The sequence below is a fragment of the Dyella sp. genome (assembly GCF_036568765.1).
Lineage (GTDB): Bacteria > Pseudomonadota > Gammaproteobacteria > Xanthomonadales > Rhodanobacteraceae > GSA-30.
The window spans coordinates 1-12,000 of record NZ_DATCRY010000047.1; the positions used below are offsets into that span (position 1 = coordinate 1).

Below are 12,000 nucleotides of genomic sequence, written 5' to 3' on the forward strand. Positions count from 1 at the left end.
GTTCGGGATACTTGGGAATTTCAAGACGCCAACCCTGGTCTTCGGTCAGGTGCCAGAGCAATACGTTCAGCTTGTTGAGCGACATCCAGTCGATCAGCTTCTCGATATCCGTCGTATTCTGGTAGTGCCGTCCGGAGTCGAGCAGCAGCGCACGCCAGACGAAACGGGGACGATCGTCAATCGAGCCATAGGCAACCTTGACCGGAGTACCGTGCGACCATCCCGGCTGTGTCAGCAATTGCGATAGCGTGACGCTTCCGTAGAACGCCCCACGTGGGGTACGGGCGATGATGTGAATGCCAGCATTGTTTATGACGATCCGATAACCCGACTCATCCGCAACGTCGGCGGCGGTATTTACCTCGAAGATAATGATCGGATGCGGGGAATCGTTGGCGACGCTCAAGCGCAATCCGTTGGTGTCGGCTACACGTTGCACGAACCGTTCTATCAAGGACTGCACTTGCGCGCGGTCTGCGCCGCGCACCGAGACAACGGTGCCGTTCGCGATTTCGACTGCGCCCGATGCCGCTTGGCTGATCTTTGCCGGCTGCGGTAGCAATGACCATGGGGGAGCGACAGGCGTTGCGGTTCCCACGCCGATGGTCGCCAGCCACGCGATAACCATGCCGCGGAAGAATGTCTGTGTCGAGCATAGGTTCATGCGCTGGTTCCGCATGTCGCCGCGCTCTGCGGCACTCCGGTCTCCGCCATGCCGTGCCGGAGATACCATTGAGCCGCCCCCTGCACACCATGGCGGCCGTGTTCCGTAACCCACACCGGCACATGCAACAGCAGGGCGCGTGCGCTGCGTTCGTGCAGGAATCGCACTTCGAAGGCGCTGTGCTTGAGTAGCTCGAAGATGGAGGACAGAAAACCGCCGGCTAGATAGACGCCACCTGTGGCCATGAAAGCCATCGCCAGATTGCCGGTGAAGCTGCCCAACGACGCACAAAAAATCTCCACTGCCTCGATGGCTATGGCGTCGGCGTTCGCTGCGGCTGCCCGGGTAATGGCTTCCGGCGTGTCCAGCGCAGGTGTTTCCCGGCGCAGCGTGCAAAGCGCCGTGTAGATCGTCAGCAGGCCGGGGCCGGACACGAAGTACTCGAAGGGCACGTATCCGCCATTCGGCGCCAGCTGTGCGAGAAGCTCGCGCTCGCGCACCGAGTTCGGAGCGAAATCCATCTGCCCGGCTTCCGTCGCCAAAACGACACCGCCTGCAGGGCCTGGAACATGTACCGCTGCGCCAAGGCCAGTGCCCGGCCCGATCACCAGCGTCGTGCCGCCTGGCGACGATCGTGGGCCGCACAGGTGACGGCCGTCATCGGTAAGTGCGCCGTCGAGCGCGTATGCAAGCGCCTCAAAGTCGTTGAGCACGGCGATGTGGTCCAGACTCAGGGCATGGCGCAGCTGGGTCAGCTGGATGGGCCAGGCGAGATTGTCGTTCACGACCTCGTTGCCCATGATCTGGCCAGCGCAGGCAAGTACGCAATGCTTCACAGGCACTTGCGCGTCTTCCTCGACAAAGACCTTTAACAATTCGGACAGCGTTGCGAACTCGCGGCAAGCGAATACGCGATAGGCAAGCGTCTCGACTCCGTGAGCGCCGTCCCGCGAGGCGCGCATCAGTGCAACACGCGCATGTGTGCCGCCGATATCGGCCGCCAGAAATGGCATCGCTGGAATCCCCGCCAGTCGATTTGAATGGTCAATGGTCGCGTCCAGCACGCCCCCCGCGCTGGCCTGTTATCAGGGTGTAACGTAATTGACACCGGTGTCAAGCGGTGTCGCACCATCTAAGAAAAATGCCTAGAAGACGACCTTGTGGCCGGAACGAGAAGGCCGGCTTGCGCCGGCCTTCGTTGGATGCGACAGGATGCATTCGCAGCGAGCTGCTTTCGCATGAGACGTGTCCTTTTGTATGTGTCCCGTCCCCGGCATAGCCAGGGAAGAGGGAGCAGGCTGAGCAAGTGCAAAGCTTTGGGGCTTGGCTCAGCGTGCTCCTCTCCCTTGGCTATGCCGCGGAGAGAATCGGCGAAGGAACAGCGCCGTAAAGCCGATCATGAATAGCTATTCAACGCGTTCACCACCACGAACGATTGAACGACTTCCATGCGGAGAGCAGGTTGCTGGCATTCACCGAGCCCAGGCCTGCGGCAAAGCTCCAGCCGCGCTGTGCCTGATACGCCGGGACGTAGTGCGATGTACTGGTCGAAGTAAGGCCGAGCTGGATGGATCCTGCTGGAATCAGGGAGCCTTCCACGTCCAGCTCATAGTCGGTAATCGTTGCGTAGAAATAGCAATCGGGCGTCACCGTATCCGGCAGCTGCTGGATGCACTGCGTAGAGATTCCGCCGCGTGTCACGTTGTGAAACACGCAATGCCCCGTACCCTTGGCGCCGTTATCGGAGTTGCACGCATCCAGACTGCTCGGCGAGAAGCCGAACGGCAAGCCGTATTCTTCGGAAGCGAGTGCATACAACGTCGGCGCAGCGTTACCCTGATTCTCAATCTGCCCACGGCGGCTCAGGCCCTGATCGACCAACGCCTGGATGCCGGCGAACATCGGCGAGGACAGCGATGTGCCGCCGCTGATCGAAATGGAGCCGGTAAAACCAGGATTGCAGGGAAAAGCGGCAGTACAGACGATGACCCAAGTATTGCCGCCATAGGAACCGGCAAAGAGCGAGACATCCGGCAGATCGCGCGAGTTGTCGTTGGCCGCGCCACGCACCAGGCGTTGCCAGAACGGTTTGCGATCGACTGACGACGGGCCGCCGCTGCCGCTTTCGGAGGTCAGTGTCAATCCATTGGGGTCGGCAGCCAGCGTTGCCTTGCAGAAGTCCAGCGCGCTCTTGAAGCCGTTGGCCTGCGCGGCTACCGGGTTGGCACACGATTGGTTCCACGGGATTTCCGGAATATAGGAAAGCGCCGATCCATAGGCAGAGTTCAATTGGGTACTGAAGTAATTACTGCTAGTGCCGTCGAGCATATCCGCAGTGTCTGTGCCACCGACGGCGGTGACGTTGGGCGACGTGGCCAGTGCATTGGCACTGATGCCTTCGCCATTGATCGGAAGATTGAAAATGGCGCCTGCGTTGAAGCTCGGATTGGCGCCTGAATCGCCTGTAGACACGAATACGGAAATACCTTCTGCATCGGCCTGGGCCCATAGCAGGTCAATGGCAAGCTTGCTCGCGGCATCGACGTCGGTTTCGCCGAAACCATAGCTTGCGCTGATGATGTTGGGCCGGTCATTGCCATTGACCAGATTAGTGGCAGCGGTGGTGACGCCGCCGAAGAAGTTGTTGCTATTGGAGTCGTCGCAGCTGGCGACCACGATATGCGCGCCTGGTGCCAAGGCCGTGGACCATTCGGCATCGAGCAAGGTCTCGCCGTCATCCTCGCCAGGATTGGCTATGGTCGGGTCGATGCAGTTGGTAAAACCAGCTGCCTGCGGCTGGATCTGCGAGAAGCTGCCGCCATAGCTGCCTAGACTGAACTGGCTGACGAAGTTGGTCCAGTCGGCGGGCACCATGGAGGAGTCCTCAACCACGGCAATGGTGACTTTTTTTCCCGTAATGCCTTGGGCATGCAGATTGTCGGCGCCGTACATCTTGGCCAGATCGTAGGGCACCAGACCGCGTGCGCCATTAGTAAAGGTGATTGCATCGGTCGTCACGGCGCGTTTGGCTGCCGTCGACACATGGCTGGCGGCATCTTGCGCTTGAATCTTGAATCGCTGCGTCGCAGGGTCGAACTGAGCGACCTTGGCTGGAAGATGCATGGCTTTCGGGTGGAAATCGTTCAAGCCAGCCACGCCTGCTACTACCGCCTGCAGCGCTGACGGTACACTGATGTCGTCGGCATTGGCGATGTGGCTTTCCTGATTGAAGTCGATGTAGTGATTGATTTGGGTATGGAACGCGCGTTTTACCTGGCCCGCGTTACCGCTGAAATCGATCTGCGTATTGTTCGCATAGGTGCCATTGACAGTAAAGCCGTTGGCTTTCAACCAGGCCACGGTCGCCGCGACATCGGTATCGAGTGCGCCGAAGTACTTGCCATATTGCCGCGGAGTCAGCCAGTGATGAAATAGCGGCGAGTACGGGTCGTGTTGTGCTGCTATGAGCGACTCCAGCGCGGCGCGACGGCGATCGCTGGGGCGCAGTACCAGCTGCATATGATTCAGGGGAGTCGAATCGGCTACCGCACCTTGCGCAGTCATGGCGTTGACCGCGGAGAGGTGCGTATTCTGGATCGACGACAGGGCATGGTTATTGACTGTTTGCGTTACGCGCGGCGCTTCGGTCGTGTTTAGGCTCGCCAGCGTGGCGTCGTCAGTCGTGGTCGTCTGCGCAAAGGCTGCCACGGGCAGAGCGGCAATAGCCGCCACGATGCACGCGTACAGACTCAGTTGTCCTCTTTTCATGCGGAATCTCCAGAAGATGATTGAAAGAATCCGTTCCCTGCAGCATGGCGGCCGGGAGCGATTTCCTACGAGGATGGCGGTGCAGATAGACGCGAAGACCGACGCGGGAAGTTGCGACAGGCGTCGAGCCGAGGACAGGGCTTCGGCGTAACGCAGGCGATACACATATAGGTGCCGAGGCAAGGCGCTGAGAGCTCTGCGAATGGCCACCAACATCGTCAAAGACGCAAGTTCCAAGCGAACCTTCCCCTGTATGACATCGCATGACGTCCCCCGGCCGACAACGTCTTGCACGTCGTTGGCCTGGTCTGCCTTTACTTAGACGGTTTCGACGCCCGAAGCCCTACCATGCAAATGTAACCGTTGAATACATCGTGAAACGCTATGGCTTCCCGCAGGACCGATTTCCCCATACAGTGGGTATCCGTGCTTTGCCGATCCTGGGAATCTCAATCGAGGGGACAACATGAATGTCTGTATGAAGTCTGCGTGGCTTGTGATGTGCTTGCTGCTGTGCGCGACATCTACCTCCGCTTATGCAGGTGACGTCGTCCATTCCAGCGAAGCGAAGGCATCGATGGAAACCATGCAGATTCGCAGCGGTGGGTCGCCGATGAACGCCCTGGTGTACGTGGCGGCAGGTGCTGAGGCGCACCCGGCCGTGATTTTGTTACACGGGTTTCCGGGAAATGAGCGAAACCTGGATTTGGCGCAGGATATGCGGCGGACCGGGTGGGATGTTCTGTATTTTAATTATCGTGGATCGTGGGGCTCGCCTGGGGATTTCTCTTTCTCGCACGGCATCGATGACGTGGGGGCGGTGATTGAGTATCTGCGCAAGCCGGAAAATGCCAAGCGCCTAAGGCTGGATCCTTCGAGGATCGTACTTGTGGGTCACAGTATGGGCGGTTTTATGGCAGTGCAGGCCGCCGCCGCCGATCCAGCCATCAAGGGTGTGGCGATGATCTCGGCCGCCGATATGAGCGGGACGATGGAGCAGATGCAGGCGCACGATTCGCGGGAAGTCGCTATAAAGAAGATGGGTACGATGCTCGCCAATGAAGGCATGGCACCACTAAGCGGATGTACGCCGACGGGTCTGGCACAGGAACTGTCGGATCATGCATCTGCCTGGGGATTTCGCTCGAAGGCGGAGGCGATCAAGAGTCGGCCGGTACTCGTCGTCACTTCGGACGATGGGCTGGCGGCGGCCAACGGTGCCTTCGTCACCGCGCTTCGCCAAGCGGGCGATGCGCGGGTGACCGCACTACATCTGGCAACCGATCATGCGTATTCCGATAAGCGGATAGAACTTTCGCAAGCATTGCTGCGATGGCTCGCAACGCTCCACTAGGCGTCGGTCACGGTGTCCAGCGAAGACTGTGCGCCAACGCCTGGCCGGTGAGTCGATAGCCACTGGGGCTGAGATGCGTCAGATCACGCCCCATCAGGCGCGGTTGCGCGTGCGCCCAGCCGTAGCTTCCGCCCGGTCCGCCCATTAGGGACTGCCAGTTCCACGCCATACAGCCGAAGCGTTGGCCAACTTCGAATTGCGTCTGGCTGATCTTTTGATGAATGTTTGCATAGTTGAGCAGTGGCAGCGATTTATTGCTGCCCTGACGTAGCACGCCGCGATCGGGTGGCCCTACCAGAACGCAGGAAGCGTCAGGAAATACCTGTCGAAGATTGTCGAGTGCACGCGTTAGCATGGCCGTATACTTTTCGATATCGAAATCCGGATCCGCGCCTTCGTTGGTGCCGTATTCGAGCACGACGCCGTCATACGTTATGCCATGCAAAGCCTGAGCAAGGCTTTTTGGGTTGGCATTCGCCCAACCTTTTACTGTTGCGGACGGCAAACCGAAGACATCCATGGTGACGTCCGGCTGTTGCCCGCGGTCGAGGACGATTCCGAGCAGCGTGAATTTGCCTGCCGATACACTAAGTTTAAGTGTGGACAGCAATTGAGATGAGCTCAAAGCCAAAGCTCGGCTGGCTGCGGTTGCCGGTAGTGTGGACGTCTGTGGTGCGCCATCGTCGATCGTATAGCGAACCGATGCGCCCGACGATGTACGGTAGATCAGCTGGACCTGTCGCACGTCGGGCCGGCGTGCGATGTCGCGCAAGTCGAGCCACAGGTAACTGTTGGGCCCGGCATCGGCTGCGCGATCGACAAGTGCGGGACCCGTATCCCTGGGCGACTGAGCGGTGTAGGCGATCTCGCTTGTCCACCCCGATCCAATGCAATACGCCCGCAATTCCGGAAGACGGACGTTGGCGCGGCCCATTGTCGGCGGCAGCAGGCCCGATGCTACCCTCAGGCCTTGATCGCGAAGTGCTTGAATCAGAGTCGAGGCCAACGGGCCGCCAGCCAGGTGACTGTCGCCCCAAAAAGCGATGCGTCGCGCGCCTGCCTTGGGGATCAAGCCGGCAATGGTGGACGTTTCGAAGGTCAGTGGGGGCTGAATGACCGTTCTGGCCAATGTGCCCAGTTCGGCGTCGCTGGGCATTTCAGCGGAGGCCGTGTTTTGACTGTCACTCGTGTGTTCGGGTAAGTGTTTACGAACCGCCGATGCATTGGGGCAAACGAGGTCACCGACTTCGCGGCGCTCTGCCGCGACCTGCCCGAATACAGGGAAGCTGACGAGCAACGCTAGCCATCCTGTGCAGATACCGATAATCAGGCAACGTGTCATCAGGGCCATATCCCAAGTTCTCTGCCTTCTAACGGTTCGTTCCCGCCCGGCTCTCAGGCAGTTCATTCTGTCGCAGATAGGCCAAGTGCTTCTTGCGCGTTTTTTTGTTGTAGATGCCATCTGGGGTTACACCTAGGATTCGTTGCAGGTCACGCACAACAGCGCCGCGCTCGCCTAAGTGAAAGTCCTGGAGCAGTACGCTTTCGCGAGTGTACATATATGGGGCATTCGACGGGGGATAGCCGACCGCGGCAACGCAGCGCCATCGCGTAAAGCCGACCGGCCTCACGAAATCGCCGTTTGTACTCGTCCAACCCTGCGTGGAGATGCGATTAGCCACGTCGATCTGCTGCGCAGGCGATGCTTGAGCGGGTATCGGCGCGAATGCAGTACCACCCCACGCGATCCAGTCCTCCTGGACGATCCCCAGGCCGCCGGAACGGCGGCCGGGCTGTTGCCAGTTCGTGTCGGTCTCGCAGTGGGCCAGTTTTCGCCAGTAATCGTCACTGGCAGCAGCCTGCGGGGCAAGTACCAGAGTGTCTGAGAGATCGCCACTCGTATTCGATACGAGCTCGGCGACAAGCGCTTCATCGTCATCGCGCGCCAGATGGCCAACACGCATGATCTCGGAAACGAGTGCGCGCTGACCAATGGATGTCAGATGCACCCCATCGGAAACGAAGTAGTCGGGCTGATTGTCGGAGATGTCGCTCCAATCCACGACCGTGACGTTAGGGAAATCGGGGGTGATGCTGTCGATGAGCGCGTTATTTGCCTCCATCCAACGTCGCGGCACTCGCGAGTTGATCAGGATTACGCGCTGGCAGTCGCCCAGCAAAGTGAGTATTTGCCGAAGTTGCTTTTCCGTCACATATCCGTTGGTGCCGAGATGAACTAGCGCGACAGTTCGCAGTGCGCCAGCATCTTTAAGGGTCTTTAGCTCGCGCAGGATATCGGCGGCCTGCCAACCCATCGTGGCGTGGACGTCCGAGCCGGGCAGCGAAGCTTTCAGGAGTTGACTCGTGCCAAGCAGGACAGAGTCACCGACGGCTGTCAAATCGTGCCCTGTAAACCGCAGGATGTGCGACTCGTCCGAAGGCAGTTCGATATCCGGGACGATAACGGGCTCTATCAATTCTGGCGACGATGCAGCGGGAACCGGCAGCGTCACCTCTTGCGCGGGTATGGAAACGGTAGGCAAGTCTATCCTAAGCGCTTCGCTGACATCCTGGGCGGGCTTTGCTTCAATGGGTGCTTGCCAGAGGATTGCGCCGACAGTGCTGACAGCCAATACCACGGTGAGAATGATGGTCACCCGATGGCGTGCATGGCTGAGCAGGCGTCCCAGTAGACCATGGCGTACTGGAAGCTCCAAGTAACGGTAGGACCACGCGGAGACGATGAGGGTCAGGGTGGCGGCAAGCGTCAGTGCCGCGCCTCTATCCAGGCGTAGATCGATGCTTGGCCGCATTAACATGAAGATGGGCCAGTGCCACAGGTAGATTCCATAGGAGCGCTCACCGATCCAGCGCATGGGGGCGACGTCGAGGTGCCGACCAAGTGCAAGTCCGGGATGTGTGACTACCGCAATCAAGACAATGCTGGCAGCGGTTGCGCCCAGGAAGCCCCACGGATAGAGAAAGCTCGTGTTTTCGCCCATGGTGGCGAACAACACGAGCAAGATCATCAGTGCTGCGCCACCTGACATCCATCCGATGAAACGCCCAAAAGGGCCAATACGGTTTTCGCTCGACAAGGGGCGCCAGAGCAGGCCGAGCGCGGCGCCGAAGAGTAGTGCGAATCCGTGCGTATCCGTGCCGAAGTATAGGCGTGATGTATCGTTTTGTTCGGAACCGGCCAGGCCATGTGCCAGCCACGCCATCCATGTTGCCGAGGCGATTGCAAACGCTACGACTACGACCGCCATGCGGAGTCTTCCAAGGCGCGGTAGCAAGGTGAAGGCGAGTGGCGCCCACACAATGTAAAACTGCTCTTCGATTGCAAGCGACCACAGATGTTGCAGAAGTGGCGGTCGGCCTATGGCTTCGAAATAAGAAGTCTGGCTCCGAAGCAACTCCCAGTTGGTGACATAAGCCAGCGATGCGATGGCATCGTGGCGCAGGTGAGGAAGCGCATCGCGTGCCACGAATGCGGCAGCCGTAACGACGCACACGATCATAAGCCAGGCGGCGGGCAATAAGCGTTTGGCTCGTCGCGCGAAGAACGACCAGAGATTTAGCCGTCCTGTACTTTCGATCTCGCGCGCCATGAGGCTTGTGATGAGAAAGCCTGAAATAACAAAGAACAGGTCCACGCCAAGGTATCCGCCACGAACCTCGTAGATATCGGCATGGAACAGGACGACAGCCAGGACCGCGATGGCGCGGAGACCATCCAGCCCGGCAAGGCGAGGTATCGAGGTTGCAACGACTGGAATATCAGCCGCCACATCCTGGTGGCTTTCCACATACTGTGGAGCTTGAGTACATTGCATGATGGAGTTTTCTAGATGAAGAACCGAGGTCCTTCAAGGATGATGGTATGCCATGCAGATGCGGCGGCTAAATCGGGCAAATAAGAGGCAACTTTGAGCGCGGGCGCTGTTTGGCATTCATCGCAATGGATTCGGTTTGTGTCTACCCATGAATCGGTTTCGGGAATGGACACCCCGCATGAGTAACAGGGGAGTCGGTAACGCCTGTGCCGATCGCGTTGCGGTGGCCCATGCCGAAGTGAGCTACTTTACCCGGCTCGCTTGGCGTTGACTATGAAAAGCTGCGCTCCGGCAGAGTGCAAGTCGATTAATGACGGTTCGGTTCGTCCGGCGCTTATGAAAGTTGTTTTTCGACGTAGATGTCGATCCAAAAATGAGACAAGTCGGCTTGATCTTTGTCGGGCAATACGGCAGTTTGCCGCAATCATTGAGGTCTAGGCCCCGGTTCCGAACAACGCGCCAACGCCAGCCGTGATGGCCATCGCCAGCGCGCCCCAAAGGGTAACGCGCAGGGAACCTGTGCGTATGCTGGAGCCGCCCGTGTGGGCCGCGATTCCGCCCAGAGCTGCCAGAAAAACCAGCGAAGTCACGAATATCCAGGCCAGGAGGCTTTTGGGAGGGGCCGCTATTACGACAAGGAGCGGCAGTGAGGCTCCGGCGGCAAAGCTTATGGCTGAGGCGGCGGCAGCCTGGAGGGGGCGGGCTTTGAGCGCTTCGGTAATGCCGAGTTCGTCGCGCAGGTGAGCGTCAAGGGCGTCATGGGCCATCAACTGTTCCGCAACTTTGCGGGCTAACGCTGGATCGAGGCCGCGCCCTACGTAGATGGCTGCCAGTTCCTTGTGTTCGCCTTCCGCGTCGGTAGCCAGCTCTTCTTCTTCGCGATCCACATCGGCTTTCTCGCTATCTGCCTGCGAATGGACGGAAACATATTCGCCTGCCGCCATCGACATTGCGCCGGCGACCAGACCTGCCGTGCCGGCGAGCAGAATAGAAGACTGAGTGGCGTGGGCGGCGGCAACGCCCATCGCCAAGCTGGCCGTCGACACAATGCCGTCATTGGCGCCGAGTACCGCAGCCCGAAGCCACCCCATGCGGTCGGTGTAGTGGCGTTCGCGATGACGATAAGGCATTTTGATAGGCCTTCAGTGGTCAGAGCATGCGCCGCAATGTGTTGTCCTTGCGACCGAAGTGATGCCAGAGCGCGGCAAGAATATGCAGCCCAATCACATAGTAGAACGCGGTTCCTACAGTGCCGTGGATATCCTCCCATTGCTTGGCCAATGCGTGATTGCCTGGGCCAAACAGCGGCGGCACTACCGTCATGCCGAATAAGACGAGAGGTTTACCTGCCAATTGCACAGTCACGATGCCCATGATGGGTTGCACGACCAGAAACAGGTACAGCGCGGCATGGGTAGCCTTGCTTAGTATCAGGCTAAAGCGATCGAGTCCTGGCACGATGGGCGGATGTGCGTTCGTGAGACGCACGAACAGCCGAGGGAGCACAAGCAAGAAAACGACAATGCCCGAAAGAGCATGCAGAGCTAATGCGTCACCGCGGCCGCTCCCCCGAGGCAGCATCTCTCGCAGGTTGATCGCAATATAGGCAACAAGAACCAGGCCGAAGATTATCCAGTGCAGCCGGCGCAGCAGGGGAGTATACCGAGCAGTTATCGTTGAATTCATCGATGATCCCTGAAGCGAATCCGGCCGCTGATCCGCGGCGCTAACGACGCTACTGTACCCAAACTTGCTGGCGCAATAAGAGAATGGTTCTTGCTTCGATTGTTGATACCGTCGAGTACGCCTGGTGAATCGTCATTGGAACGATCGACGAGCTGCCCCCAGATGTGTCTGATTCTACGGGAGCGTCGCTGGATTTGAAGGGGCGCGTCGAGGCGCTGAGCGCCAACTGATTTTGGCTGCGTTAGTGCAATCCGATAACAGCAAGGCGGGTGCCGCCCGTTTACTCGGCGTGAGCGAGCGGACGCTCTGGTACAAGCTGACGGCCTACCATATGTGACTTTGCGGCAGCTATGTGCCCTTCATATGACATAGATCAATGCTGCGGACACTCGTTTATCTACATGGGTACTCCGCGATGCGGGCGACCGCTTCGGCGCTAGCCTGCGGCCAATCGGAGGAGTAGCCATGCATTTCCACCGTCAATTTGTGGTTCTATCGCTTGCGACCTTGGCAGTTGCCATGAGCGGTTGTCAGGGTTACGTCAAGAAAACAGATTTCGACTCGGCCATTAGCGAGTTGCGAGCCAATGACCAGAAGCAGCAACAGGAAATCGACAATCTCACCCAGCAGATGGAGCGGCGAATGGCGGGTTATGACGCCAAGATCGCACAGATGAAAGGGCGTGTTCGTGT

The 12,000-nt window shown here is 58.9% G+C and carries 9 protein-coding genes and 1 pseudogene; 3 read left to right on the forward strand and 7 right to left on the reverse strand.

Annotation, left to right across the window (positions count from 1 at the left end; translation table 11 throughout):
- From VIM98_RS03825 to VIM98_RS03835, 3 genes are all read right to left on the reverse strand, one after another.
- The coding region (locus VIM98_RS03825; protein ID WP_331991770.1) for a family 20 glycosylhydrolase at positions 1-664 on the reverse strand (664 nt) is incomplete at its 3' end.
- On the reverse strand, positions 661-1,677 hold the full coding sequence (locus VIM98_RS03830) for a glucokinase (protein ID WP_331991771.1): 1,017 nt from the start codon (positions 1,675-1,677) through the stop codon (positions 661-663). The genes VIM98_RS03830 and VIM98_RS03825, both read right to left, overlap by 4 nt.
- Positions 1,678-2,083: 406 nt before the next feature.
- Positions 2,084-4,432: a S53 family peptidase gene (locus VIM98_RS03835; RefSeq protein ID WP_331991772.1), complete on the reverse strand. Its 2,349-nt coding sequence runs from the start codon at positions 4,430-4,432 to the stop codon at positions 2,084-2,086.
- Positions 4,433-5,009: 577 nt separating this feature from the next.
- On the opposite strand from VIM98_RS03835, the gene VIM98_RS03840 reads away from it, so the two are divergent.
- Positions 5,010-5,786: an alpha/beta hydrolase gene (locus tag VIM98_RS03840; protein ID WP_331991773.1), complete on the forward strand. Its 777-nt coding sequence runs from the start codon at positions 5,010-5,012 to the stop codon at positions 5,784-5,786.
- 7 nt (positions 5,787-5,793) lie between these two features.
- Here VIM98_RS03840 and VIM98_RS03845 read toward each other — a convergent pair whose 3' ends face one another.
- The 4 genes from VIM98_RS03845 to VIM98_RS03860 all read right to left on the reverse strand — a co-directional run bounded on the left by VIM98_RS03845 (position 5,794) and on the right by VIM98_RS03860 (position 11,308).
- Positions 5,794-7,137 carry a hypothetical protein gene (locus VIM98_RS03845; RefSeq protein ID WP_331991774.1) on the reverse strand — a complete coding sequence of 448 codons (1,344 nt, stop codon included), beginning with the start codon at positions 7,135-7,137 and terminating at the stop codon, positions 5,794-5,796.
- A gap of 19 nt (positions 7,138-7,156) precedes the next feature.
- Entirely contained in the window at positions 7,157-9,622 is a 2,466-nt protein-coding gene (locus VIM98_RS03850; protein WP_331991775.1) for an acyltransferase family protein, read from the reverse strand.
- A 434-nt stretch (positions 9,623-10,056) separates the two neighbouring features.
- Positions 10,057-10,752, reverse strand: coding sequence for a VIT family protein (locus VIM98_RS03855; RefSeq protein WP_331991776.1), 696 nt, complete (start codon positions 10,750-10,752; stop codon positions 10,057-10,059).
- Between the two features lie 19 nt (positions 10,753-10,771).
- Positions 10,772-11,308 (reverse strand): cytochrome b, encoded by a 537-nt coding sequence (locus VIM98_RS03860; protein WP_331991777.1) that lies wholly within the window; start codon positions 11,306-11,308, stop codon positions 10,772-10,774.
- A 226-nt stretch (positions 11,309-11,534) separates the two neighbouring features.
- On the opposite strand from VIM98_RS03860, the gene VIM98_RS20645 reads away from it, so the two are divergent.
- Together VIM98_RS20645 and VIM98_RS03865 are read left to right on the forward strand one after the other, a co-directional pair.
- Positions 11,535-11,645: a helix-turn-helix domain-containing protein gene (locus VIM98_RS20645; protein WP_414650188.1), complete on the forward strand. Its 111-nt coding sequence runs from the start codon at positions 11,535-11,537 to the stop codon at positions 11,643-11,645.
- Positions 11,646-11,773: 128 nt separating this feature from the next.
- Positions 11,774-12,000, forward strand: a pseudogene (locus tag VIM98_RS03865) (OmpA family protein); the annotation flags it as partial.

What these genes read in the sequence shown, in the direction of transcription:
- VIM98_RS03855 (WP_331991776.1), bottom strand. Translation starts at nt 10,752, where the DNA reads ATGCCTTATCGTCATCGCGAACGCCACTACACCGACCGCATGGGGTGG.
- VIM98_RS03830 (WP_331991771.1), bottom strand. Translation starts at nt 1,677, where the DNA reads ATGCCATTTCTGGCGGCCGATATCGGCGGCACACATGCGCGTGTTGCA.
- VIM98_RS03835 (WP_331991772.1), bottom strand. Translation starts at nt 4,432, where the DNA reads ATGAAAAGAGGACAACTGAGTCTGTACGCGTGCATCGTGGCGGCTATT.
- VIM98_RS03845 (WP_331991774.1), bottom strand. Translation starts at nt 7,137, where the DNA reads ATGGCCCTGATGACACGTTGCCTGATTATCGGTATCTGCACAGGATGG.
- VIM98_RS03850 (WP_331991775.1), bottom strand. Translation starts at nt 9,622, where the DNA reads ATGCAATGTACTCAAGCTCCACAGTATGTGGAAAGCCACCAGGATGTG.
- VIM98_RS03840 (WP_331991773.1), top strand. Translation starts at nt 5,010, where the DNA reads ATGGAAACCATGCAGATTCGCAGCGGTGGGTCGCCGATGAACGCCCTG.
- VIM98_RS03860 (WP_331991777.1), bottom strand. Translation starts at nt 11,308, where the DNA reads ATGAATTCAACGATAACTGCTCGGTATACTCCCCTGCTGCGCCGGCTG.